Source organism: Microvirga sp. GN3 (assembly GCF_055792825.1).
Genome location: NZ_JBVVAK010000121.1, coordinates 1 through 24,079, shown reverse-complemented (window position 1 = coordinate 24,079; position 24,079 = coordinate 1). Strand labels below are relative to the sequence as shown.

Genomic DNA, 24,079 nt, shown 5'->3' with positions numbered 1-24,079 from the left:
GCGAAGCGGCCGTGCGCACCGTCGTCGATACGGCTCGGCTCACGCCAAGTGTCACCGTCTTCGGCACCATTCTCGCTACCGTCAGCGCCTGAAACCAGCCTCAGCAACGGCGTGGGTAATTACAATGCAGCTTTATTCCGCCCGAAAAGCATTCGCGTTGACCCGGCGCAGCTTCCTCGGAGCCGCCATTGGCGCTTCTATCGTCGGCAAAGTCCAAGCGATCCCACATGCGCGGATTGCCGTCGTCGATTGGGCGATGCTCGAGACATTGCTCGCTCTGGATGTGGTGCCTGTCGCTGCGACCGAACTTGTGCAGTTTCGAAAGATTGCGATCGAGCCAAATGTGCCAGCAGAGGTCGCGGATCTCGGCCTTCGCGGCTCGCCGAATTTCGAGATGTTGCGGCTGTCCAATCCCGATTTGATCATCAGCTCGCGCTGGTTCAACTGGGTGCAGGATATCCTCGAACAGATTGCACCCGTCGCGTCCTATTCTGTCTACGAACCGGGCCATCCCCCCTATGCCTCGGCCGAACAGATCACCGTGGCCTTGGGCGAATATCTCGGACGAAAGCAGCAGGCACAGGCCTATGTAGGTGCATCCTCTCTTGAGATCGCACAGGCAAGCCGACGCATCACGGACAAGAAGGCGCGGCCCGTATTTCTGATCAATCTCGGCGACGCACGTCACTTCAGAGTTTTCGGCTCTGACAGCATGTTCGGCGATGTTCTTCAGCGCCTAGGCTTCAGGAACGCGTGGCAAAAGCCAACCAGCTACGCAGCCGCCGCTCCCATTCCCCTTGAGGCCCTTGCGGAGGTGCCCGACGCGTCGATCGCCATCATCTCTCCCGTTCCGCCGGATGCGCACAGCACTCTTGACAACAGTCCGTTGTGGAGGGCTTTTCCGGCCATTCGCGAAGGACGCGTCGTGACGCTTCCGCCCGTCAATCCCTTCGGCGCACTTCCCGCCGCACGGCGTTTCGCACGCGTGCTGACCGAAGCGCTCTCCAAGGCCGGAGGGACGAATGGTTAGAGCGATGGTGGAAAGACCATCCGCGTTTGCATGGTTTTTGGCGGTTGCCGTCGCCATGGGCCTGTTCTGGTACCAGATCCTGAACCTGTTTCCGCTGTCGGGCGGCCAAGAATTCGATCTCAATCGAATTCTTCTGCTCCACAGCGTTCTTCCTCGCGCCGTCGTCGCATTGCTCTCCGGCGCTGCACTCGGGCTATCGGGAGCCTTGTTGCAGCAGGTCCTGCGCAATCCCATCGCCGATCCGTCGACGCTCGGAATCTCGGCGGGTGCGCAATTCGCCATGACCACAGCGACCCTGTTTGCGCCGGCTCTTATGAATACCGCGCGCGAGGCCGTCGCCTTGTCGGGCGGCCTTACGGTCGCGGCCCTGCTCTTGTCCCTCACCTGGAAGCGTGGGCTTGAGCCGATTACGGTGGTTCTCGCCGGCATGGTAATCTCGCTGATCGCCATGGCCTTGAGCGCCACGCTGATCCTCGCGAATGGCGAGTACATGATGTCCCTTCTCATCTGGGGCAGCGGTTCGCTCACTCAGCAGGGTTGGGATCACGCCCGCGCGATTGCGCTCACGCTTTCTATTTCTCTTGTCGCATCCTTCCTTCTGATCCGCCCTCTGGGGATCCTTGGCCTCGACGATGCGAGTGCACGCAGTCTTGGGGTCAATCTCCTGTTCCTGCGGCTCTTGGCTCTCGCCGTCGCGGTATGGCTTGCGACAACCGTTACCGCGGAAGTCGGTGTCATCGGCTTCATCGGACTGGCGGCTCCGGCCTTCGCTCGATTGAGTGGCGCTCGGACTCAACGTGATGTCTTCATCGCAGCGCCGCTCATCGGGGCGGCCCTCTTGTGGCTCACGGACGGTCTCGTGCAGCTTGCAGCCAGCGGCACAGCGGAAATGGTGCCGACAGGAGCCGCCACGGCGCTGCTCGGCGGACCGCTGCTCCTCTATCTGCTTCCGCGCCTTCGGCTCGCACGCCACGCATCTGTCGCCATGCCGCCCCCACCTGTGCGACGGATCGCTCGACCTCTTTTCCCTCTGCTCGCGATCCTTCTTCTCGTCGCGGGCATGATCGTCCTGGCGCTTTTCCTCGGGCGTGGGCCGGATGGCTGGAGCTTTGCGACGGGACAGCTTCTCGACGATCTCCTCCCGTTCCGCGCACCGCGCATTGCCGCTGCAGCGGCCGCCGGAGCCATGCTGGCTGCGGCCGGCATGATCCTGCAGCGGATGACCGACAATCCTCTCGCAAGCCCGGAAGTGCTCGGCGTCAGTGCCGGCGCCGGCGTCGGCTTGGCGGCCGTGCTTTTTACCTTTCCTGCACCGATGATGGGTACTCGGCTGATCGGTGCCACACTCGGCGTCCTCGTCGCGTTGATTGCACTGCTTTCAGTTGCCGGACGGCAGGAGAAGAACTCGGAACGCCTCCTCCTCGGAGGGCTTGCGATCGGAGCGCTCTGTAGCGCCCTCGTTAACGCCGCCATGATCACAGGCGATGCTCGTGCCTTCCAGCTTCTGGCCTGGATCAGCGGCTCGAGCAATCAAGTCACATGGACGGAAGCATCGCTCGCTCTGACAGTCGCCGTCATGCTGCTGGGTCTGTTGCCCCTGATGACTCGCTGGCTCGAAATCCTGTCCCTGGGAGGCGATCAGGCTCGCGCTGCCGGATTGCCGCTCCACGCGAGCCGTATGTCTCTCATCCTGTTTGCCTCAGGGCTTACGGCTGCTGCTTCGCTCATCGTCGGTCCTTTGAGCTTCGTCGGGCTCGTCGCGCCGCATATGGCACTGTTGCTCGGCTTCGGCCGCGCTCACTATCAGCTCATGGCAGCCATCCTGATCGGAGCAGGCGTGATGACTGGAGCAGATTGGCTCTCCAGGATCATCTCCTTTCCCTACCAACTCCCGCTGGGTCTTTTCGCGTCGCTCATCGGCGGACCGTATCTGATCTGGCTTTTGCGTCGAACCCGATAGATGGAGCGCTATTGTCCATGGAACAAACGATGACATCACCCATCCTTCGTGCGGAAGCGAGGATCGCCCTCGCAGGCCCCGCCCAGATCATGGACAAGCTCTGCGACCACTTCATCGAACACGGCAAGGTCGACCGTTCCGAGCGTTCCGCACGTGTGGAGTTCGATTTTGGCGCTGCCTCCGTCGAAGCGGATGACAGCGGCCTCTTCCTTCGTGCCGAAGGACCCGATGCCACCGGCCTCGCCTACGTCAAGTGGAGCCTCGCGGAGCATATCCTGGAGTTCGTTGAGGGCGAGACACCTCACATTGCCTGGTCCGGCGATGGCGTTGCCGGGGCACCGCTGCCCTACTTTCGCGAAATGCGCGTGATCAGCGCGACGAACGTCACGCCGCGCATGCGTCGGGTGCGGCTCAAAGGTGCGGACATTGCTCGCTTTGCGATCGGCGGCCTGCATGTCCGCCTGCTGCTTCCACCGAAGCCCGATATCGTTCCGCAATGGCCGGTAATGGGCGAGGACGGACGGCCCGTCTGGCCAAAGGGCGAAGACCGGCCCGTGATGCGGATCTATACGATCCGTGAGATCGATGTGGAACGCGGCGAGATCGATATCGACTTCGTCCTGCACGAAGGTGACCTCACACCGGGATCGACCTGGGCCCAGCAGGCTTGCGCCGGAGACCTCGTCGGAGTGCTGGGACCGGGCGGCGGCGAACTTCCGGAAGCTGATTGGTATCTCTTTGCCGGAGATGAGACCGCACTTCCGGCCATCAGCCGTATTCTCGCGGAGCTTCCGTCAGAATGCAAAGCCACCGTTCTGCTCGAAGTCGCCGATGAGAGCGAGGAACAACCTCTTCATTCTGCCGCCGCACTGGACATCCGCTGGATGCACCGGAACGGTGCGCCGGCAGGAACTACATCCCTGATAGAGGATGCCATCCGCGAAGTCGCCATGCCGTCGAACGAAGCGCGCCGCTTCATCTGGGCTGGCTGCGAACAGAAAAGTTGCCGGTGCCTGAAAAAGCTCCTGCGCAAGGAGTGGAACGTTCCAACTTCGGAGCACCAGGTCGTCGCCTATTGGCGTGCGGGCCATACGGCCGATCAGGTCGAGCATTAAAAGTGAGCCGGAGCGGATAAGGCCACTCCGGCTCACTTCATGCGTCTGAACGAATACCTTATGCCGCGTACTTGCCGCGTAGATAGGCAAGGTAGGGCGCGGGATTGAGGCCCCGTCCCGTTTCGCGCTCAAGCAACTCGTCGCGCATGAACCGGCGACCGTGCTGCCAGATCCGGCTGCGCAGCTCTTCCGCCAGGGCAGAATACTGGCCAGCCTCGATGGCCGCATCGAGTGATGGCTTCTGCCGACGCAGGGTCTCCATCACCTGGGCGCCCATGACGTTGCCGATGGTATAGGTCGGGAAGGAGCCGATATAGCCGGTCGACCAATGCACATCCTGAAGAACACCCTTCGCATCGTTCGGCACGATGAGATCAAGATCGCGCCGGATCGTGGCATTCCAGGCTTCCGGCAGCTCGGCGACAGGCAGCGTGCCGTCCATGAGCGCGCATTCGATGTCGGTCCGCAGCATGATGTGGAAGTCGTAGGTGAGTTCATCTGCCTCGACGCGGATGAAGCCGGGCTCGACGCGGGTGACAGCGAGATAGAATTCCTCCGCGCTCACATCGCCGAGCTGATCCGGAAAATGCTTCTGCAGTTCGGGGAAGTGACGCTGCCAGAAAGTGCGACTGCGGACGATGTGGTTCTCCCACAAGCGCGACTGGGATTCATGGGCACCGAAGCTGGTGCCGCCGACCGCATAGAGACCAACCAGATCGGTCGCAAGCGTGGTGCGGGTATAGGCTGGATCGACGCCTTGCTCGTAGAGCCCATGCCCGACCTCATGGGCCGTGCCAAACATGGAGGCCGGAAGGTAGTTGCGGTTGTAGCGGGTAGTGATGCGCACATCGTTGCGGGTGAACGACACCTCGAACGGATGCACGGTGGTGTCCAAGCGTCCACGTTGAGGATCGTATCCAAGCTTCTCGGCGAGGCTCAGGCCGAAGGCGCGCTGTCCCTCCTCCGGATAGTCACGGAACAGGAAATCCGAACGGGGTTGCGGGCGCGATCTTGCCGTATCGAGGATCGGCAGCAGCCCGGCCCGCAATTCCTTGAACAGGGATTTGAGGCTCGCGGCCGTTTCGCCCGGCTCGTAGATCGACACCATGGCATCATAGGGATGCTCACTCCAGCCGATGCAATCGGCATAGGTGCGGGACAATGCGACGGTCTTCGCAAGGTAGGGCGAAAAGATCGAGAAATCGCTCTTCGAGCGCGCCTCGATCCAGGCCGCCTGGGCGACGGTGCGAAGGGCTGCCCGCTCCTGAATCAGCGAGGCGGGTACTCGCTTGTGATGGTCCACCGCGTGCCGCGTCTGCTGCACCATGCGCCGCTCGGCGGAATCCTCCGCAAGTCCCTCGAGCGCCCGCTCTGCCTCCTCGAGCGCGCTCTCGGTCTCAGACGCGAGAAGGAGGTCGCGCGCAAGTCGAGTTAGCGTCGCTATCTGATGACCACGTGTTTCCGCGCCGCCCGCGGGCATCATGGTGCGGGAATCCCAGGTCAGGACGGATGCCGCATTGAGCACGTCATTGACGGCGGCGATGCGCTCCTGGAGCGCCACGAGAGAGGCTTGCTGAGTCATGAGGGTTGGAGCTCTCGATTAATCCGTGCCACCGGTGTTGAGATGGCAGGCGGAGAAGCGGCCAGGGCCGATGGCGGTCAGTGCAGGCGCTTCCCGCTTGCAGCGTGGCCCCGCGAAGGGACAGCGCGGATGGAAATGGCATCCACTCGGCGGATGAAGCGGCGACGGGATTTCGCCGGCAATCGGGCGAAAATTCTTCTTGCCCACACCAATGCGCGGAACGCTCTCGAAGAGCGCTCGGGTATAGGGATGGTTCTGATTGGCATAGAGCTCGGCCGTCGGCGCCAGCTCGACGATGCGCCCGAGATACATGATCGCGACGCGGTCGGAAACGTGCCGCACCACGCCGAGATCGTGGCTGATGAAGATGCCGGTCAGATCGAGATCCCGGCGCAGATCCATGAAGAGGTTGAGCACCTGCGCCTGGATCGACACGTCGAGTGAAGCGACCGGCTCGTCGAGCACCAGGAGATCGGGCTTCATGGCGAGCGCGCGGGCAATAGCGATGCGCTGGCGCTGGCCGCCGGAAAACTGATGCGGGAAGCGCCTGCGATAGCTCGGGTCGAGCCCGACGCGTCCGAGCAGATCCGCCACGTAGGAATCCGCGTCACGCGCCTTGACGATACTGTGCGCCACCGGACCCTCGGCGACTGTATCGCCGATGCGGATGCGCGGATTGAGGCTCGCGAAAGGATCCTGATGGATCATCTGAACGCGGGTCGTCAGCTTCTGCGTGCGTCGCCCCTGCGGCTTAGCAACGGGTGCTTTGTCGAACAGAATCTTGCCATCGCTCGGCGTATAGATGCCAGCGATCATGCGTCCGAGCGTCGACTTTCCGCAGCCGGATTCCCCGACCAAGCCCACGACCTCGCCCTTGGCGACGCTCAGGCTGACATCGGTCACCGCGCGCACGGTCTCGGCCTTCGGCCCCGCGCTCAGGAGACCGGCGATGCGCTCCCCGAGATTGAGCTGCTTTACGAAGCGCTTCGATACGTGGTCGATGTCAAGGAAAGCGGCTGGCATGAAACGGGCTCGATCGGATAATGGCAAAGGGCGGTACGTCCGTCCTCGAAGTATTTGACGGGCGGTGTCGTAGTGCAGGCGGGTCCCGCCTTGGCGCAGCGAGGTGCGAAAGCGCAGCCTGGTGGAAGATTGGCCAGAGACGGCGTCGATCCGGGGACCTGCGGAAGCTTCGTCCCGGGCTCGTGTTCGGCCGGCACGGATGCGAGAAGGCCCGCAGTATAGGGATGGCGCGGCGATGCGATCACATCGGCAGCCGGACCACTTTCCACCACCCTGCCCGCATACATGACGCAGATATCGTCCGCGAGGCTCGACACCACGGCAAGGTCGTGCGTCACCCAGACGAAGGCGGTGCCGGTATCATCCGCAAGACGCCGCACCTCGGCCAGGATCTGGCCCTGGATGGAAACGTCAAGCGCCGTGGTCGGCTCGTCCGCGATGATGACGGCAGGGCTGTGAAGGAGGGCGATGGCTATCGCGACGCGCTGGCGCATGCCGCCGGAGAGCTGATGCGGATAGGCATCGAGGCGCTCCTCGGGGCTTGGAATACCCACCTTGGCGAGCGCGTCGCGTGCCCTGGCGCGTGCCACCTTGCGCGAGACCTTGTCGTGCGCCCGCACCGCCGCGATCATTTGCGTCCCGATCTTGAGAACCGGGTTGAGTGTCATCATCGGGTCCTGGAAGACCATGGCGATCTGGGCGCCGCGGACCTGCCGCATCGCCTCGCCTTTCAGATGGGTGAGATCCTTGCCGTTCAAGAGAACCTCACCGCCCGCGACTTTGCCGGGGGGCTCGATCAGGCCGAGAATGGAATACCCTGTCACGCTCTTGCCGGAACCGGACTCACCGACGAGGCCGAGAATGCGGCCTCGGCCGACCTCGAAGCTGACGCCGTCGACGGCCTTCAGAACGCCAGCTCTGGTCTGGAACTGCGTCTGAAGGTCTTTGACACGAAGAACCGCATCGCTCATCGGCTGCGCCTCGGATTCAGAACGTTGCGGACCTGATCGCCGACAAGATTAATGGCAACGACGGTCAGCATCAGGGCTATGCCGGGATAGATTGAGATCCAGTAGCGGCCCGAGAGCAGAAACTGGAAGCCGTTGGAAATCAGGGAGCCCAGCGAAGGCTGGGTGATGGGCAGGCCCAACCCCAAAAACGATAGGGTCGCTTCGAGTGCGATGGAGTTCGCCACCTGCACGGTCGCAACCACGATCAGCGGCGGCAAGGCATTGGGCAGGAGATGGCGAAACAGTACATGACGGGCAGGCAACGGGGTGGACAAAGCCGCCTCGATGTAATCCTTGCGCCGCTCCGCGCTGGCAGCACCATGAGTCGTGCGGGCGAAATAGGCGTATTGCGCGGCCACCAGCGCCGCGACCAGCTGCATCAGGCCCTGCCCCAGCATGGCGACGAGAACCAGCGCGAGCAGGATCGCCGGCAGGGAGAGCTGCAGGTCGATGATGCGCATGATGAGCGCCTCGACGCGACCGCCATAATAGGCCGCAATAAGGCCGACCGTCGTGCCGAGCACGAGTGCCAGGGTACCGGCCATGACGCCGACGATCAGGCTCGTGCGAAGACCGTAGAGAATGGCGGAGAAGAGGTCTCGCCCAGCGGCATCCGTGCCGAGCCAGTGGACGTAGCCACCGGATCCGACCTCTCCAGGCTCGAGGCGGGCATCGAACAGGTCGAGAGCTTCCTGGTTATAGGGATCCTGCGGCGCCACGAAGGGCGCAAGAAGGGCCATGAGAACCACGACGACGACGACGATCAGGGCCGCAACGGCAACCGGGCTCTGGCGGAAATCCGACCAGAAGTTGGAGAGCCGGGTCCAGCCGGTTTCCGCCGGCAGTGCGACTGTAGGAGAACTGCTCATGACGCCGCCTTTACCCGAATGCGCGGGTCAAGCTGGCCATAGACCAGATCGACAACGAGGTTGATCATAACGAAGAGGAACACCACGAGGATGAGGTAGGCGACCATCACCGGACGGTCGAGCACCGTGATCGAGTCGATGATGAGCTTGCCCATGCCGGGCCAGTTGAAGACTGTTTCCGTCACCACCGCGAAGGCGAGCGTCGAGCCGAGCTCCAAGCCGAACACAGTCACGATGGGGATCGAAATGTTCTTGAGCACATGGAGTCCGACGACCTTGCTCTCGGAGAGGCCTTGTGCGCGGGCGAAGCGCACGTAATCCGAACTCATCACCTCGGCGGTGCCCGCGCGCGTCAGGCGGATCAGAAGGCCGAGCTTGAACAGCGCCAAGTTGAACGCCGGCAGGATGATGTAGCTCCAACCCTCGAGCGAGGTAATCGACAGATTCATGCCGAGCACCTGGGTGGTCGGCCCGCGCCCGCCTGACGGCAGCCAGCCCAATTCGACCGCGAAGGTCATGATGAGGAGAAGTCCGACCCAGAAGCTCGGCACGCTGAAGCCGAGAACGGAGAACGCCATGATGGCCTTGGCCGAAAGCGATTCCGACTTGTATCCAGCCCACAGGCCGAGCGGGATGCCCAGGCACGTGGCGATCAGCATGGCCGTCAGGGCAAGCTCCAAGGTCGCCGGGAAGCGTGACCAGATCAGGTTCAGCACCGGCAGGCGATAGATGAAGGATTCGCCGAGATCTCCGTGCAGCATGTTGTTCATGAACACGAAGTACTGCTGGTACAGGGGAAGATCGAGGCCGTAGCGATGGATCAGAGCCTCGCGCAAGGCCTGATCGGACGCAGGATCGATCATCACATCGATGGGATTGCCGATGGCATAGACGCCAAGGAACACGATGATCGACATCGCGATCACGACCATGAGCGCCTGCAGGACGCGCTGAATAAGAAAACCGATCATGCTGTCTCGTGCATGGTGCCGGGATACCGAGGCGTGAGAGACAGGCTGCCCGACATGCCCTGACGTCCATTAATCAAAAAGCCGGAGGGAAAGAGATTTCCCTCCGGAAGAGGCCGGCCGGGATGCCCCGACCGGCTGTCGATGTGATCAGCTCTTCGGCTTGATCTCATAGGCCAGGGTTTCCTGGTCGACGCGCGCCGGGATCGTGAGCATGCTCTTCTTGGCGGCCCAGACCGTCTGGATCTGAACCGTCGGGATCAGAGCGCGATCGTTCATGGAGATTTCCGTCACCTTCTCGAAGAGTGCGCGGCGCTTCGGATCGTCCATGGTGCGTGCGCCTTCCTGCAGGAGCTTGTCGACTTCCGGATTGGAGTAGCCCTGCTTATTGAATGCGCCGAGACCAATCTGCGGATCGGCCGTGTGCACCAGCGAACCGTAGGTATAGCTCGCCTCGCCCGTCAGCGTGCCCCAGCCGCTCATCCAGAGCGAGAACTCACCCTTCTGCTGAGCCGGGAAGAACACGGTGCCGTTGAGCGCATTAGCGTTCACCCTCAAGCCGGCACGGGCCCACATCTGCGAGAGTGCCTCGCACACCGCGCCATCGCCCGGCAGGCGGTTGTTGGTGCAGTGGAAGTCGATCTCGAAGCCCTTCGGATAGCCGGCATCGGCCAGAAGCTGCTTCGCCTTGGCCAGATCGTAAGGACGCTCGGGCAGGTTCTTGTTGCCGCCGAAGAAGTTGGCAGGCATCAGCTGGTTGGCCGGGCGCCCGAGACCTTCCAGCACGACGCGAACCAGCGTCTTGCGGTCGATGGCGAGATCCATGGCCTCACGCACCTTCGGGTCGCGCAAAGGATTGGCGTCGATCTCCTTGCCGTCGACCTTCACCTTCCTCGGCAAGGTCTCCTTCACATTCGGCGTGAGATTCAGGAAATAGACCGAGTCGGCGACAAACGTATCGACCGACTTGTCCTTCTGCATGGCAGCATAGTCGGTGGCCGGTACGTAGTTGGCGAGATCGACCTGGCCGGATTTCAGCGCTGCCATGCGGGCCGGATCGCTCGGGATCTCCTTGCGGATCACCTTCTGCCAAGGCTGCTTTCCGCCCCAGTAGTTATCATTGCGCTCGAGAACGAGATCGCCCTTCGGCTCCCAGGAGACGAACTTGTACGGCCCGGTGCCGATAGCGGCCTTGCCGGAGTTGAACTGCTCGTTGCGGGCTTCCATGCCGACATTCTTCGACACAACGAAGAGGCGGATGAAATCATTCGGCAGGGTCGGCGCTGGAGCCTTGGTCTTCACGTGCAGGGTGTACTTGTCGGCGACCTTCGTCTCCGCCACCTGCTTCGTGTAGATGGTCATGCTCATGGGGCCGGTGACGACCGGAATGCGATCGATCGAGAACTTCACGTCCTCGGCGGTCAGTTCCGATTCATCGTGGAATTTCACACCTTCCCGGATCTTGAACTCCCAGGTGGTGTCGTCGATGGGCTTCCAGGACGTCGCGAGGCCGGGCTTCAGTCCCAGGTTCTCGTCCGACATCACGAGCGTATCGAAGATATGGCGGAGGGCCTCCGCCTGACTGCCGAGCGTCGACCAATGCGGGTCGATCGAGTCGGGGCCGGCCCGCAGCCCCATGGTCAGGGTCTGCGCGGAAACCGAGCCGCCGAGGACGGTTCCGAGGACGAGAGCAGCAACGAGCGATCCACCAAGTTTGAAGTTTTGTTTCACTTCACTTCCCCTCTTGCTAATACCCTGGCTTTTCGTCCAAGGTGTTCTTATCGATTAGAACGGTAGGTCACTCGAACAAGAAAAGTCAACAGTACCTTGCCCAAACCTGAACCAGCATCTGACGCTTATGAAGGCATCCGTTATAGCGACACGGAACAGACGCCGGATGAGCGCATCCTTACCAACCTCGCGGGAGCCCTCGACCGCTCTCTGCCGGTGCCGCTGGGCATCCAGCTGCGCGGTTTGATCGAGTTCGGTATTGCCTTGGGCGAGCTGCCAACCGGCCAGCGCCTACCCTCGGTGCGGGAATTGGCGGAGCGGGCCGGCATCGCGCATATGACTGTCGCAACGGTTTACCGGGAGTTGCGCGAGGCTGGGCTCATTGAGGCGAAACCGGGTGCGGGCACCTATGTCGGCGATGGGCACAACAGCGACGGCCTGCGCTCGACCGCGATCCGGAAGATTCAGCGCCGAATCGAGACGCTTTTCAACGAAGCCGAGCAGCTTGGGCTCGCGCCGTCTGTCGTGTCGTCGCTGGTGAACGCTCGCGCCGCCCGGGGCCCGACACTGACACGGCCTCTGCGCCTCGTCATGGTTGGCAATTTCGTCGAGACGACTCAGCAATATGCCAACCGAATTCAGGACTATCTCGGCGCCGGTGATACCATCGGCGTGACGACGGTGGACGCCCTGCACGCGGGCGAGAGCTTTCCCCTGCTCTGCGATATCTGCATCACCCTTGCTCATCGTCGCGGCGAGGTCGAGCATCTTGTCCCCAGCGGTATTCCGGTCGTGGGCTTAAGTTTTATTCCATCCGAGGAGACACGGGCGCAGCTTGCCATGATCGATCCCATGGCCCGCATCGGCATTGTATCGATCTTTCCCGAATTCACCGCCCTGATGAAGCCCGGCGTGCTGCGCTTTGCACCCCATGTTTCCGACGTCGACGTACGTCTCATCACCGCACCCGATCTGGAAGCGTTCCTGTCCCAGGTCGATGTGGCGATCTATGCCAGCGGCGCGGAGGCGACTGTCAGACAGATGCTACCGGAAAATCGCCAGGCCATGGAGTTCCGCTACGTGCCGGATCCCCATGCCATCCGCGCCACGCTTCTCCCCGTGATCGAGCGGCTGCGCTCATCCATCGTTTCACAAGAGGAAATGTCTTCATGAAAATCAGTGAGATGAACTGGCTTCAGGTCGAAGAATACCTGAAGACGGATGATCGCGCCGTCGTTCCCCTCGGCTGCACGGAGCAGCACGCCTATTTGAGCCTGTCCGTCGACAGCATCCTGGCGGAACGCGTGGCTGCGGAAGCTGCCGCTCCGACTGGAGTGCCAGTTTTCCCCGTTCAGGCCTATGGCATCACACCCTATTTCATGGCTTATCCGGGCACGATCTCGCTGAAAGCAGACACCTATCTGCGGATCATCACAGACATTCTCGATTCCCTGAAGCGCACCGGCTTCCGCCGTATCCTCTTCGTCAACGGCCATGGCGGGAACACGCCGGGCCAGACCGCTGCCATCGAGTGGATGGGCGCGAATCCAGACTGCCGGGTGAAATTCCACAACTGGTGGAATGCGCCGCGTACTTTCGAGAAGGTGAAGCAGATCGATCCGGTTGCTTCTCACGCCTCCTGGATGGAGAACTTCCCCTGGACGCGCCTGCCCAGCATCGAGCAGCCTTCTTACCAGAAGCCGATGGTCGACCTGGAGCGCATGCGGACATTCGACCCAGAGGGTGTCCGCGAGATCCTGCAGGACGGAAATTTCGGCGGCTACTTCCAGCGCTCCGATGAAGACATGAACGCCATCTGGTCGGTGGCCATCGACGAAACCCGCGTGCTGATCGAGAACTGGTGATGAACGAGAACACGATCCTGATCTGGGGTGCCGGCGCCATCGGTGGCACGCTTGGCGCCTATCTTGCCCGGGCCGGCGAAGACGTGCTTCTCGTCGACATCGTCGAGCCGCATGTAGAGGCGATGAAGAAGGACGGCCTTTTCATCGAAGGCCCCGTCGAGATGTTCCGTCAGTCGGTGACGGCGGCTTTGCCGTCGGAGGTGACAGGCCAGTTCAAGCGCATCATCCTGGCCGTCAAGGCTCATCACACCCGTGATGCGGTGCGCGCCCTGAAACCGCATCTCGCTCCTGACGGGACGGTTCTCTCCGCACAGAATGGCCTCAACGAGATTGTTATCGCCGAAGAAGTAGGAACCGAGCGGACAATCGGCTGCTTCGTCAATTTCGGCGCGGACTGGCTGGAACCCGGCCGCATTCTCTTCGGCAACCGCGCAGCGGTGGCGGTCGGCGGTCTCGATGGACAAGTCACAGATGCGGTGCGCGATTACCATCGGCTGCTGTCGATCTTCGAGCCGAAGGCAGTGCTCACCGACAACATCTGGGGCTATCTCTGGGGCAAGCTTGGATACGGCTCCCTGCTATTTGCAACCGCGCTGACCAATGCCTCGATGTCCGAGAACCTCGCTTCCGAGCGGCATTTCCCGGTCTATCACCGCCTTGGACAGGAAGTGATGGCGGTGGCGAAGGCCCGCGGCGTGAAGCCATTGGGCTTTAACGGATTCGACCCCGATGCCTTCATGCCGGGGGCGGACGAGGCAGCCGCCCGTCGCTCCGTTGCCGACATGGCCGAGTTCAACCGGCACACCGCCAAGACCCATTCCGGCATTTGGCGCGACCTTGCCGTGCGCAAGCGCAAGACCGAGGTCGACGCGCAGATCGCGATCATTGCGACCCTCGGCCAGGAAGCGGGTATTCCGACGCCTTCCATCAGCAAGCTGGTCGAACTGATCCACGACATCGAGGACGGGCGGCGCGAACAATCCTGGTCAACTCTCGACGCGATGCTGACGCCATGAAACTCGACTTCACCAATCGCCGTGTCGCCGTGACCGGAGCGGCACAGGGAATTGGCCGCACCATCGTCCAGTCCCTTGCTGCGGAAGGCGCGCATGTCTGGGCTCTCGACATGGACGAGACCGGCTTGCGCGTGGCCGCGGAAGCGGGCGCCAAGGCAACCCACACCCTCGATCTTGCGGATCGTGCCGCGGTCAGCCGCGTCTTTGACGAGATGGCGGAGAGCCTCGGCGGAATCGACATCCTCGTCAATTGCGCTGGCGGCGTGCGCGGTCAGGTAGCCAAACCCATTGAGGAAGTGAGCGAGCAGGACTGGCTCGTTCTGTTCGAGGCCAATGTGCATGGCGCCTTCTTTTGCTCGCAGGCGGTGGCTCCGCACATGAAGCGCCAGAAGTTCGGCCGCATCGTCAACATTTCGTCGGGTGCAGGCCTGCGCCCGAGCCTGACGGGAATTCAGGCCTATACGGCCTCGAAGCATGCGCTCGTCGGGTTGACGAAGCAGTTGAGCTTCGAGCTCGGTCCTCATGGAATCACCGTCAACAGCGTCGCCCCCGGCTTCGTGCTGTCGAACCCGGCAACGCAACGCCAATGGGAGAGCTACGGCCCTGAAGGTCAGGCGCGCTTGGTGGAGAGCATTCATACACGCCGCCTGGGATACCCGCAGGATATCGCGAACGCCGTCATGTTCCTGGTCTCCGAAGCGGCATCCTGGATCTCCGGGCAGATCATTTCCGCGGATGGCGGACGCTCGTGAGACCTGGATTGGGTGAATCAATTTTCAGCTAAGGAATTTGAGGACAAATCATGGACGATATCAGCAGCCAGCCCTGGCGTTGGGACGAGCAGACCTGGCGCAGCAAGGTGGATCACGTGCGCGCAGGCCGCTCTATGAAGCCGGCGAAGTGGAAGAATGGGGCCCGCTGCGCCGTCGCTCTGTCATTTGATTCCGATCACGAGACGAATGAGCTGCGCGATGGTGGCAAATCCATCGGTCGCATGTCACAGGGACAGTATGGCAACCGCCAGGGTGTGCCGCGCATTCTCAATGCGCTCGCCAAATATGATGCCAAGGCGACCTTCTTCGTTCCGGCCGTTGCCGCCCTCCTTTACGAAGATGAGCAGCGCCGGGTCGTCGCGGAAGGCCACGAGATTGGCATCCACGGCTGGATCCACGAACTTAACAGCCAGCTTCCTTACGAAATCGAGCGCGACCTGATGTTCCGCTCGGCAGATACCCTGGAGCGGATCACCGGTGTCCGGCCCGTGGGCCTGCGCACTCCGTCCTGGGACTTTAGCCCAAGCACGCTGTGCATCGAGCGCGAGCTCGGCCTTCTCTACGATTCCTCGCTCATGGCCGACGACGATCCTTACGAGCTGCTGGAACAGGGCGAACCCACCGGCATCGTGGAGCTTCCCGTGGAGTGGATCCGTGACGATGCTGTCTATTTCAACATGCACCGCTTCAACGGCCTGCGCCCGCATACGCCACCGGCAGCCGTCTACGATATCTTCTTCCGCGAATTCGAGCGGGCCTACGAGGAAGGCGGACTGTTCCTCCTCACCATGCATCCGCACGTGACCGGCTACCGCTCGCGCATCTGGATTCTCGAAAAGCTCCTGGAAGAAATCACCCGGCGCTCAGATGTGTGGATCGCAACGCACGCGGAAATCGCCGCCTTTGTGAAAGCGGAATGCGCCTGATGAGTCGCACTGCCCGCGCCCGGGATGCAGGCCTCGCCTGCGGCAGCCTGCCGGTAGGAACCCTCAACAGCATCGCTGACGTTCCGGGCGTACGCGTCGGCCATCGCACGCTCATCGATGGCGATACCCGAACCGGGGTGACTGCCATCGTTCCGCATGTCGGCAATCTCTATCGCGAGAAGCCGGTCGCCGCCGCTCATGTTCTGAACGGCTTCGGCAAGAGCGCAGGGCTTGTGCAGGTCGAAGAGTTGGGCACGCTCGAAACGCCCATCCTCCTCACTAATACTCTTTCCGTCGGCACCTGCTGTACCGCCCTCGTGCGCCACGCCATTGAGCGCAATCCGGATATCGGTCGCGAGACCGCCACCGTGAACCCTCTCGTATTCGAGTGCAATGACGGATACCTGAACGACATTCAGGCTCTCGCCGTCACAGAAGCGGACGCCCGTGCTGCCCTGGAGGATGCTTCATCGCAGTTCGAGGTCGGTTCAGTGGGTGCCGGCTGCGGCATGAGCACCTTCGGCTTCAAGGGCGGCATCGGCACGTCCTCCCGCCGGCTGGATCTTGACGGGCAAGGCTTCCACCTGGGCGTGCTTGTCCTGTCCAATTTCGGCCGTGCAGGAGACCTGCGCCTTCCCGATGGCAAAACCGTTGCACCTTCAATGGCTGCCGCAGACAAGAGAGCCACGGAGAAAGGCTCCATCATCGTCATTGCCGCTACGGACATCCCATTGAGCGATCGGCAACTCAAGCGGGTCATCCGCCGCTCTGGCGTTGGGTTGGCGCGACTAGGCTCCTTCTGGGGTCATGGCAGCGGCGATATCGCGCTCGGCTTCACAACCGGCAACATCCTGTCGCATGACGAGAAAGCCGCTCTCGTGGATCTCCGCATCCTCAATGAAAACCGCATGGACCTCCTCTTCGAGGCCATGGCCGATGCCACGCAGGAGGCCGTCCTCGACGCGCTCGTCGCGGCAGGCCCGATGACAGGCCGCGGGGGCCATCATCGCCCCCACCTCCTCGATGCCCTGAAAACCCTCTCACCGGAAGCGTAAAGCCATGACCGGCAGCAAGACTCTCGACAACGATTTTGCCCTCGCGGTCCACGGCGGGGCCGGCACGATCCTGCGCAGCAAGATGACACCCGAGCGGGAGGCCGCTTATCACGCGGGCCTGCGCCGTGCTCTTGATGCCGGTCGCGTCGTTTTGGCCGATGGCGGCAGCGCGCTCGATGCAGTGTCGGCTGCCGTCATGGCGCTCGAGGACGAGCCGCTCTTCAATGCCGGACGCGGCGCGGTCTACACATCGGCCGGCAAGCAGGAAATGGATGCTGCGGTCATGGATGGGCGTGACCGTTCGGCTGGCGCCGTCGCCGGAATCTGCGGCCCGCGCAATCCGGTTCTTGCGGCGCGAGCCATAATGGATCATTCAGATCACGTGATCCTCATCGGCGAAAGCGCCATGGAGTTCTGCCGCAGGCAGGGGCTCACCTTCGAGGAAGCCTCCTATTTCTATACCGAGCAGCGCTGGAACGCTCTGCAGGAAACGCTTGCCATGCGCAAAGGCGGCGCCGACGACCAGGACGAATCACGCAAGCACGGCACGGTCGGCGCGGTGGCCCGCGACCGGCACGGTAATCTTGCCGCAGCCACCTCCACCGGCGGCATGACCGCAAAGGCGCCCGGACGCGTCGGCGATAGCCCCGTGATCGGCGCGGGAACCTGGGCGGACAACGAGACCTGCGCGATCTCCGCCACAGGCCACGGCGAGATCTTCATCCGCTATGCGGCGGCTCATGAGATCGCGTCCCGCATGCGCTATGCCGGCCAGTCCCTGGAGGAAGCCTCGCGCGCAGTGGTGATCGACATGCTGGCTCCGGCTGGAGGTTCCGGCGGCATCGTCGCTGTCGATCGTGCCGGTAACGTGTCTCTGCCCTTCAACTGCTCGGGCATGTATCGCGGTATGGTCAAGAGCGACAGGCATCTCCTGACCGCAATCTATGAAGAGCCGCTCGTCGATTACCGGAACGCATAGAGGCCAAGTCAATGAGGCATTGAACCGGGGCGGACATGGATGAATGATGGTGGGGCCTAGCCAAGGGAGAGCTTATCGTGATCTCGAACTACGCCTCAGCAGCCATTTTTCTCACAGGCACGCTCATCTCATCGCTTGCCCTCGCGCAGCAGCCTGCCCAGCCTCAGACAGGGCTCTGGTCCGTTTACGAACAGAGTATCAAAGGCGCCAAGCATATCGACCTCACCCATGCCTTCGCACCCGTCCAGCCAGTCTGGCCGGGCTTCGGGCATGCGGAGTTCAAGGCGACGACGGCCGGGGCAGACATCCCGAACTATGTCGCGAAGGGTGACGAATACACCTATGCCAAGCATGGGTTCGTCGCCACGAGTTACCTGCTCACCACGGATCAGTACGGGACCCAGCTCGATCCGCCGGCCCATTGGGACGAATATGGTGCAACGATCAGCGACCTTCCGGCCACGTACGCAATCCGCCCGCTTGTCGTGATCCCGATTCATGAAAAGGTTACAGCCGACCCAGGCTATCACCTGAGTGTTCAGGATATTCGGGACTGGGAGAGTCGGAATGGACGGATTCCGGAAGGCGCTGTCGTGATGGTCCGATCGGACTGGTACAAAGGCTGGAACGACCCCGCTCGCTTTGCGAGCAAACCGCATCCGGGCGTCAGCCTGGATGCCCTCAAGCTCCTCCATCTCGAACGCAAGATCCTGTTCCATGGGCATGAGCCTCTCGACACGGACACGACGCCGACTCTCGAGGGCGAGGCCTGGCTTTTGCACAACCATTTCACCCAAGCGGAGGGTGTCGCCAATCTCGACAAGGTTCCGGAGGCCGGAGCGCTCATTTCCATCGGCTTCGCCAAGCCCCTGGGTGGCACAGGCGGCTATGCCCGCTACGTGGCCATCGCACCCGCCGATTGGCCGCACGGGGTCACGGTTGCCGAGGCGCCTGGTGCCCCACTCCCGAAGCAATCGGCGCCCCTGCGTCGGGATGACAAGGGCGTGATGCGTCCTCAAGTGGGAGCAAAGTGAACGAATATATGAGAGGGTCGCTCAGCGGCCCTCCCGTTCCGGTGCGCCACGACTATTCCCTCCTTCAGGCAGGCGCCTATATCCCACCCGTTCCGAACCCATCCCGAAGAGGAATTGTCCATGCCGCTCAATGAGAATCCCGTCTGGTTCATCACAGGCTGCTCCACCGGATTCGGGCGGGAACTCGCTCAATTGGTGCTGCAACGGGGCTGGCGCGCCGTGGTGACGGCCCGCGACGTCAGCCGCGTGCAGGATCTGACTCGCGGACATGAGGATGGAGTTCTTGCTCTGTCGCTCGATGTCACCCGAAACGGCGACATCACCGCCGCCGTCAAGGAGGCCGAGACACGTTTCGGTTCCATCGACGTGCTCGTGAACAATGCCGGCTATGGATACCAAGCCTCCATCGAGGAAGGTGATGACGCGGAGATCCGCGCCCAGTTCGAGACGAATGTCTTTGGCCTCGCGGCGATGACCCGTGCCGTGCTTCCCGGCATGCGGGCTCGTCGCAGTGGCCATATCGTCAATATCTCATCGCAGGCCGGATTCATCGGCTACCCAGGCTCGGGCTATTATGCGGCGACCAAGCATGCGGTGGAAGGTCTGTCCGATGCCCTTTCAAAAGAGGTCGCGCCGCTTGGGATCAAGGTGACATGCGTCGAGCCTGGGCCTTTCCGCACCGACTGGGCAGGCCGATCCCTGCAGCAGCGGCGCCCGACGATTGCCGACTACCAGGAGACGGTCGGCGCCCGCCTCGAAACGACGGCGAACTACAGCGGCAAGCAGCCTGGTGATCCTATTCGGGCGGCGGAAGCCATCATCAAGGTCGTCGAGGCAAACGATCCGCCCAAGCATCTTGTCCTGGGTGCCATTGCACTCGACGGGATCCGGGAGAAGCTCAAGGAAACTCTTGTGGAAGTCGAAACCTGGGCGGAGACCAGCCGGGGAGCAGACTATCCGGAAAACGAGCACTAGACACACATTTGCATGATCGGCCGGATGGCGGCTATCCTGCCTGCGTCGCATGGGCAGCCACTTGTGGCACGCCCTCGCCTCTTCCGACGATCACAAGGAGCTTCTCGGCCATGAGCCTTGAATCCGTTCGCGCCTTTCTGGCCCAAAACGCACCGGATATCGAGATCATCGAAATGCAGACAAGCACCGCTACTGTGAATCAAGCGGCGGAAGCTCATGGCGTCGGCCCAGAAAAGATCGCGAAAACGTTGTCACTGCGCGTCGGCGAGAAAAGCTTTCTCGTCGTCACGAGCGGGACGGCCCGGCTGGACAACCGCAAGGTCAAGGCAGCCTTCGGCGGCAAGGCCTCCATGCTGGACGCAGAGCAGGTCCAGGCTCTCACGGGACATCCCGTTGGTGGAGTGTGCCCGTTCGGGTTGGCAACGCCGCTTACGGTCTATTGCGACATCTCCCTGAAAGCCTTCGACGAAGTCGTCCCTGCCGCCGGTTCGATTCATACGGCTGTGCGCATCGATCCTCAGCGTATGGCCGATCTCGTCGGCGCCGATTGGGTGGATGTCTGTCAGTAGAACATCCGTCTGGGCAACCGGTGTAAGACGGAGCCGATGCGGTAGTCTTTCCACGCTCTCCATCGCCTTTCAGCAAATATCAGGATTGCTGCGGCAGCGGCTGGCGGGATTGTGAGCTGGCTTCACTCCTCACGTGTAATTTGGACCGGTAGCTCAGCATCGCCACCGGAGCGATCGCGAGGACGACGAGAAACGCCGCAAGCCCGAAACAGGCGCTGTAGCCGAAATGCTGCGCGATCCAGCCCGCACCGATGCCGCCGATCATGCTGACGAGCGCATCCATGCATTGCAGCAGCGTGAAATCGATCCCGGCCTGGCGCGGATCCGAAAGCGTCATGAACTGCGCATAAAGCCCCACGAAACCCAGTGCCATGATGGCGGACGAACTGGCAAGCGCCAGCCCGAGCAGAACAAATTGAGATGCTCCCCCGATCCACGCCGCAGCCGCGAGACCCGACAAGGCAATCGCCTGCAGGACGAGTGCAAGGACCATGATCGCTCCTGCTCCCCAAAGTCGGACCAAGGCACCGCCGAGAAGCGCGCTGCCGAAGCCGATGATCATCCCTCCGGCTCCATTGACGATCCCCAGCGAATCCAGATCGAGACCGGAATCGACGAGGAACGGACTGAGCATCACCAAGCCCCATTTCTGCGAAACGGCATAGAGTGCGGCCAGCGCCAGCCCCTTGCGCATCCCAGTACGGCGCAACGCATCGCGCAAGGATGGTCTATGGGACCGGCCGTCTATCGGCGTGATCGCGGGCGACAGGATGAAGGGCAGTCCGAGCATCACAAGCAGGACCGCCATGACGATCATGGCCTGGGCCCAGTCGACCCGCGCGACGAGCACCAGGAAAAGTCCCGAGCCGATTGCGGAACCCAGATAGGCACCTCCTACCTGAGCGGCATTGCCCCAACCGTGGTATCGCTCCGACAGGCTTTCGACGGCGTGTCCGTCGCAGGCGATGTCTACGGTCGAGGCTGCGAATGCGACCACGATGAGAATGGCCATGAGCGGCACGAAACTGGTCGGGCCGATTGCAGCAGCCAGGATGAAGCACGCGGCCGAGATCAGCCCGCCGATCAGGACGATGGAACGCGAGCGGCTCGGACCAGTTGGCGGCAGCCGATAACGCTCGATCGCCGGGGCCCAGAGAAACTTCAAGACCCAAGGCAGAACCGCGAGATAGGTCAGCCCGATCTGGTCGAGAGGCAGCCCGCGGTCGCGGAGCACGCTCGGAAGAGCGCTGAAGGTCACTCCTCCGATGATGCTCTGCCCCATATACAGTCCTCCGATCGCAAGGACGACGGCAAGTGGGGAGCCGAGACCGCGTGCGGGCCGAGCTTTGGGAGCCACCATTCTCACCACCGGTATCGCAGGCTTGCGATGACCTTGCGCCCCTCGTCGAAGTAGCAGTAGCTGGACGTGCAGACTTGGCCGTCCTCATCGAGCAAGTTCGTCGCATTCACCTGGAAGCGCATGCCTTTGAGGCTCGGATTGAGATTCTCGAGATCGTAGCGGATAGCCGCATCGAGATAGGTGCGTGGCTCGTTCTCGATCACGAGGCGGTTGAGGTTGTCGCCGAAGCTGGAGCCGACATAGCGCACGCCGCCGGCAATACCGAGGCCCCTCGCCGGCCCTTCCTGAACCGTATAATCGAGCCAGACCGATGCCAGATGATAGGGAACGCTCGTAAGCCGGTTGCCTACGGTTTCCGGTGTCAGCTTTTCGATTCGAGCATCGGTATAGGAATAGGACGCCTGGATATTCAGACCGTCCGTCAACGAGGCGACACCTTCGAGCTCGAAGCCCTGGGAGCGCAGATCGAGTTGAACCTGCTGGTTGATGCCGTCGACGACCTGGTAGACCACCGCATTATTCTGGTGAATGTCGAAGATGGCGGCGCGAAGGGATGCATTAATGCCTGGAAGGTCGTATTTTACGCCGACCTCAACCTGCTCACCCGTCGTCGGCTCAGCCACGCTGCCTCCCAGGACCGTTCCCGGATTGGGCGTGAAGGACGTTCCCCAGCTCACATAGGGCGCGAGGCCGAAATCCGTCACATAGCCCAGAGCGGCACGTCCCGTGAACTTGGTGTCATCGCGATCGAACTGGAAACCTGCGCTGTCGAACTCGCTCGACAGCCAGTCGTGACGACCGCCAAGGGTCAGACGCCAGTTCTGCCACTTGAGTTGGTCCTGAATGTAAATTCCAGTCAGCGTCTGCGTCTGATCCTCCCGATAGGAGAGCACCGGATCGGTTCCGATGGGAACGACGCCGAAACCTTGCTTGGAGACATAGCTCAAGCGACTGACGTCCAAGCCGGTCAAGATCGTATGATCGACCGCGCCTGTTCTCACGCGGCTTTCGAGATAGGTATCGCTGACGACCCCCCAATTGTTCTCTCGGGTGAGGCCCGATCCACCGAAATAATATTCCTGGTTGGTGCCAAGGGCAGAGAAGCGCGTGCGCTGATGCAGGGTGAAGATGTCGTTGAAGCGGTGCTCGAACTCATAGCCGATCCGCCCCTGTCTCTGACGGAAATCGTTGTAGCGCTTATCACCGGCGAACACACGGGTCGCCCCGATCGATAGGCTGGTGGGATTTCCCGCAGCATCCGTCGCGTAGTTGTTGATATAGGCCGCGGTACCGCCCGTGGTCGAATCCATGTACTCGCCAAGGACCGTCAGCGTCGTTGCATCGTTCGGCGACCAAGTGAAGGCCGGGGCGATGAAGATGCGATCATCCTTGACGGCGTCGATCTCGGTGCCCGCGTCGCGCAAGAGACCGGTCAGGCGATAGAAGAACGTGTTGTCGGAATTGACGGGACCGGACAGATCGAAGTTGCCCTGCACACGCCCATAGGAACCGGTTTGGACCTCGACTTCGCGGAAGGGTAGAAAAGTCGGACGCTTCGAAATCAGATCGACAATGCCGCCGGTGCTGCTCGCGCCATAAATCGAAGCCGCAGGCCCCCTCAAAATCGCAATTCCCTCCAGACCGTAGGGTTCGAGGCGGAACAGGCCATTTGGGCTGTTCACCTGGCGCAGGCCATCACGGAACACGCCGGTATAGGTGACATCGATGCCGCGGATGCTGAAGGCATCATAACGAGGATCGAAACCATAACGGCCGACCCGCGTGCCGGGAGTGTATGATAGTGCATCGAGCAATGTCTGAGGCTTGCGGTCCTCGAGTTGCTCCTGCGTCACTGTCGAGATCGACTGCGGTATCTCGAGAATCGGAGTGTCGGTCTTGGTTGCAGCGTTGGTCGAAGTAGCGACATAGCCGTTGGCGCTGAGGTCGCCGCCCTGCCCGTTTTTGCTCCCTTCAACCGTCACTTCGTCAAGCTGAATGGCGCGCGTATCGGGTGTCTGAGCGAGCACTTCACTTGAAACGAAAACAAGAGCCGATGACGCCAGCAACGCAAGGGGTAATTTCACAACGAAAACCTTCATATCACGACGGTGGCTTCCGTAATTACCCACGCCCTTGTCATCAGGCGCAATTCCTGAATCCATGGGGCCATGGATCGCACTGATTTGCAGCGCCTGACGAAGGAAGAGCTGATCGAACTGGTGCTGCGGCTGCAGCGGCC

21 protein-coding genes are annotated in these 24,079 nt (G+C 61.8%); 13 read left to right on the top strand and 8 right to left on the bottom strand.

The features are described from left to right. Nucleotides 1-124: 124 nt before the first annotated feature. Genes ACS5Q1_RS35405 through ACS5Q1_RS35395 form a run of 3 tightly spaced genes read left to right on the top strand, consistent with a single transcriptional unit; the run spans nucleotide 125 to nucleotide 4,105 of the window. A complete protein-coding gene (locus tag ACS5Q1_RS35405; protein WP_473102627.1) occupies nucleotides 125-1,030 on the top strand; it encodes an iron-siderophore ABC transporter substrate-binding protein in 906 nt (301 codons plus the stop codon). Further along, nucleotides 1,023-2,990 carry a Fe(3+)-hydroxamate ABC transporter permease FhuB gene (gene fhuB / locus ACS5Q1_RS35400; protein WP_473102626.1) on the top strand — a complete coding sequence of 656 codons (1,968 nt, stop codon included), beginning with the start codon at nucleotides 1,023-1,025 and terminating at the stop codon, nucleotides 2,988-2,990. The genes ACS5Q1_RS35405 and fhuB overlap by 8 nt, the downstream gene beginning before the upstream one ends. 29 nt (nucleotides 2,991-3,019) lie before the next feature. Then, nucleotides 3,020-4,105: a DUF2218 domain-containing protein gene (locus ACS5Q1_RS35395; RefSeq protein ID WP_473102625.1), complete on the top strand. Its 1,086-nt coding sequence runs from the start codon at nucleotides 3,020-3,022 to the stop codon at nucleotides 4,103-4,105. Nucleotides 4,106-4,163: 58 nt separating this feature from the next. Here the strand turns inward: ACS5Q1_RS35395 and ACS5Q1_RS35390 are convergent, their stop codons facing one another. From ACS5Q1_RS35390 to ACS5Q1_RS35365, 6 genes are all read right to left on the bottom strand, one after another. Next, entirely contained in the window at nucleotides 4,164-5,687 is a 1,524-nt protein-coding gene (locus tag ACS5Q1_RS35390; RefSeq protein ID WP_473102624.1) for a carboxypeptidase M32, read from the bottom strand. A gap of 18 nt (nucleotides 5,688-5,705) precedes the next feature. Next, the gene (locus tag ACS5Q1_RS35385) at nucleotides 5,706-6,710 is read right to left on the bottom strand and encodes an ABC transporter ATP-binding protein (protein ID WP_473102623.1); all 1,005 of its coding nucleotides are present in this window, start codon (nucleotides 6,708-6,710) and stop codon (nucleotides 5,706-5,708) included. Further along, entirely contained in the window at nucleotides 6,662-7,681 is a 1,020-nt protein-coding gene (locus ACS5Q1_RS35380) for an ABC transporter ATP-binding protein (RefSeq protein WP_473102622.1), read from the bottom strand. Before ACS5Q1_RS35380 ends, ACS5Q1_RS35385 begins: the two co-directional genes overlap by 49 nt. Next, nucleotides 7,678-8,589 carry an ABC transporter permease gene (locus tag ACS5Q1_RS35375; protein ID WP_203443856.1) on the bottom strand — a complete coding sequence of 304 codons (912 nt, stop codon included), beginning with the start codon at nucleotides 8,587-8,589 and terminating at the stop codon, nucleotides 7,678-7,680. The genes ACS5Q1_RS35380 and ACS5Q1_RS35375 overlap by 4 nt, the downstream gene beginning before the upstream one ends. Further along, nucleotides 8,586-9,560, bottom strand: coding sequence for an ABC transporter permease (locus tag ACS5Q1_RS35370; protein ID WP_473102621.1), 975 nt, complete (start codon nucleotides 9,558-9,560; stop codon nucleotides 8,586-8,588). The genes ACS5Q1_RS35375 and ACS5Q1_RS35370 overlap by 4 nt, the downstream gene beginning before the upstream one ends. A gap of 147 nt (nucleotides 9,561-9,707) precedes the next feature. Continuing rightward, on the bottom strand, nucleotides 9,708-11,288 hold the full coding sequence (locus ACS5Q1_RS35365; RefSeq protein WP_473102620.1) for an ABC transporter substrate-binding protein: 1,581 nt from the start codon (nucleotides 11,286-11,288) through the stop codon (nucleotides 9,708-9,710). Nucleotides 11,289-11,384: 96 nt separating this feature from the next. On the opposite strand from ACS5Q1_RS35365, the gene ACS5Q1_RS35360 reads away from it, so the two are divergent. The 10 genes from ACS5Q1_RS35360 to ACS5Q1_RS35315 all read left to right on the top strand — a co-directional run bounded on the left by ACS5Q1_RS35360 (nucleotide 11,385) and on the right by ACS5Q1_RS35315 (nucleotide 20,480). Next, nucleotides 11,385-12,461 (top strand): GntR family transcriptional regulator, encoded by a 1,077-nt coding sequence (locus ACS5Q1_RS35360; protein WP_473102619.1) that lies wholly within the window; start codon nucleotides 11,385-11,387, stop codon nucleotides 12,459-12,461. Continuing rightward, complete coding sequence (locus tag ACS5Q1_RS35355) at nucleotides 12,458-13,153, top strand: creatininase family protein (protein ID WP_473102618.1); 696 nt, start codon at nucleotides 12,458-12,460, stop codon at nucleotides 13,151-13,153. Before ACS5Q1_RS35360 ends, ACS5Q1_RS35355 begins: the two co-directional genes overlap by 4 nt. Beyond that, nucleotides 13,153-14,169, top strand: a complete 1,017-nt coding sequence (locus tag ACS5Q1_RS35350; protein WP_473102617.1) for a ketopantoate reductase family protein — start codon at nucleotides 13,153-13,155, stop codon at nucleotides 14,167-14,169. Before ACS5Q1_RS35355 ends, ACS5Q1_RS35350 begins: the two co-directional genes overlap by 1 nt. Beyond that, nucleotides 14,166-14,921 carry an SDR family NAD(P)-dependent oxidoreductase gene (locus tag ACS5Q1_RS35345; protein WP_473102616.1) on the top strand — a complete coding sequence of 252 codons (756 nt, stop codon included), beginning with the start codon at nucleotides 14,166-14,168 and terminating at the stop codon, nucleotides 14,919-14,921. Before ACS5Q1_RS35350 ends, ACS5Q1_RS35345 begins: the two co-directional genes overlap by 4 nt. A 50-nt stretch (nucleotides 14,922-14,971) precedes the next feature. Beyond that, a complete protein-coding gene (locus tag ACS5Q1_RS35340) occupies nucleotides 14,972-15,868 on the top strand; it encodes a polysaccharide deacetylase family protein (RefSeq protein ID WP_473102615.1) in 897 nt (298 codons plus the stop codon). After that, nucleotides 15,868-16,923 (top strand): DmpA family aminopeptidase, encoded by a 1,056-nt coding sequence (locus ACS5Q1_RS35335; RefSeq protein ID WP_473102614.1) that lies wholly within the window; start codon nucleotides 15,868-15,870, stop codon nucleotides 16,921-16,923. The genes ACS5Q1_RS35340 and ACS5Q1_RS35335 overlap by 1 nt, the downstream gene beginning before the upstream one ends. 4 nt (nucleotides 16,924-16,927) lie before the next feature. Continuing rightward, on the top strand, nucleotides 16,928-17,902 hold the full coding sequence (locus ACS5Q1_RS35330) for an isoaspartyl peptidase/L-asparaginase family protein (RefSeq protein WP_473102613.1): 975 nt from the start codon (nucleotides 16,928-16,930) through the stop codon (nucleotides 17,900-17,902). A gap of 77 nt (nucleotides 17,903-17,979) precedes the next feature. Further along, nucleotides 17,980-18,936, top strand: coding sequence for a cyclase family protein (locus ACS5Q1_RS35325; RefSeq protein WP_473102612.1), 957 nt, complete (start codon nucleotides 17,980-17,982; stop codon nucleotides 18,934-18,936). A 120-nt stretch (nucleotides 18,937-19,056) separates the two neighbouring features. Further along, nucleotides 19,057-19,911, top strand: coding sequence for an oxidoreductase (locus ACS5Q1_RS35320; RefSeq protein WP_473102611.1), 855 nt, complete (start codon nucleotides 19,057-19,059; stop codon nucleotides 19,909-19,911). Nucleotides 19,912-20,021: 110 nt separating this feature from the next. After that, a complete protein-coding gene (locus tag ACS5Q1_RS35315; RefSeq protein ID WP_473102610.1) occupies nucleotides 20,022-20,480 on the top strand; it encodes a YbaK/EbsC family protein in 459 nt (152 codons plus the stop codon). 79 nt (nucleotides 20,481-20,559) lie between these two features. On the opposite strand, the gene ACS5Q1_RS35310 is transcribed toward ACS5Q1_RS35315, so the two are convergent. Together ACS5Q1_RS35310 and ACS5Q1_RS35305 are read right to left on the bottom strand one after the other, a co-directional pair. Further along, nucleotides 20,560-21,762, bottom strand: coding sequence for an MFS transporter (locus ACS5Q1_RS35310; protein WP_473102609.1), 1,203 nt, complete (start codon nucleotides 21,760-21,762; stop codon nucleotides 20,560-20,562). Nucleotides 21,763-21,842: 80 nt separating this feature from the next. Beyond that, a partial coding sequence (locus ACS5Q1_RS35305; protein ID WP_473102608.1) for a TonB-dependent siderophore receptor occupies nucleotides 21,843-24,079 on the bottom strand: 2,237 nt, incomplete at its 5' end.

Coding starts and splice junctions, on each gene's coding strand:
- ACS5Q1_RS35380 (WP_473102622.1), bottom strand. CDS start 7,681: ATGAGCGATGCGGTTCTTCGTGTCAAAGACCTTCAGACGCAGTTCCAG.
- ACS5Q1_RS35320 (WP_473102611.1), top strand. CDS start 19,057: ATGCCGCTCAATGAGAATCCCGTCTGGTTCATCACAGGCTGCTCCACC.
- ACS5Q1_RS35405 (WP_473102627.1), top strand. CDS start 125: ATGCAGCTTTATTCCGCCCGAAAAGCATTCGCGTTGACCCGGCGCAGC.
- ACS5Q1_RS35385 (WP_473102623.1), bottom strand. CDS start 6,710: ATGCCAGCCGCTTTCCTTGACATCGACCACGTATCGAAGCGCTTCGTA.
- ACS5Q1_RS35370 (WP_473102621.1), bottom strand. CDS start 9,560: ATGATCGGTTTTCTTATTCAGCGCGTCCTGCAGGCGCTCATGGTCGTG.
- ACS5Q1_RS35335 (WP_473102614.1), top strand. CDS start 15,868: ATGAGTCGCACTGCCCGCGCCCGGGATGCAGGCCTCGCCTGCGGCAGC.
- ACS5Q1_RS35375 (WP_203443856.1), bottom strand. CDS start 8,589: ATGAGCAGTTCTCCTACAGTCGCACTGCCGGCGGAAACCGGCTGGACC.
- ACS5Q1_RS35330 (WP_473102613.1), top strand. CDS start 16,928: ATGACCGGCAGCAAGACTCTCGACAACGATTTTGCCCTCGCGGTCCAC.
- ACS5Q1_RS35345 (WP_473102616.1), top strand. CDS start 14,166: ATGAAACTCGACTTCACCAATCGCCGTGTCGCCGTGACCGGAGCGGCA.
- fhuB (WP_473102626.1), top strand. CDS start 1,023: ATGGTTAGAGCGATGGTGGAAAGACCATCCGCGTTTGCATGGTTTTTG.
- ACS5Q1_RS35395 (WP_473102625.1), top strand. CDS start 3,020: ATGACATCACCCATCCTTCGTGCGGAAGCGAGGATCGCCCTCGCAGGC.
- ACS5Q1_RS35340 (WP_473102615.1), top strand. CDS start 14,972: ATGGACGATATCAGCAGCCAGCCCTGGCGTTGGGACGAGCAGACCTGG.
- ACS5Q1_RS35315 (WP_473102610.1), top strand. CDS start 20,022: ATGAGCCTTGAATCCGTTCGCGCCTTTCTGGCCCAAAACGCACCGGAT.
- ACS5Q1_RS35390 (WP_473102624.1), bottom strand. CDS start 5,687: ATGACTCAGCAAGCCTCTCTCGTGGCGCTCCAGGAGCGCATCGCCGCC.
- ACS5Q1_RS35355 (WP_473102618.1), top strand. CDS start 12,458: ATGAAAATCAGTGAGATGAACTGGCTTCAGGTCGAAGAATACCTGAAG.
- ACS5Q1_RS35350 (WP_473102617.1), top strand. CDS start 13,153: ATGAACGAGAACACGATCCTGATCTGGGGTGCCGGCGCCATCGGTGGC.
- ACS5Q1_RS35310 (WP_473102609.1), bottom strand. CDS start 21,762: ATGGGGCAGAGCATCATCGGAGGAGTGACCTTCAGCGCTCTTCCGAGC.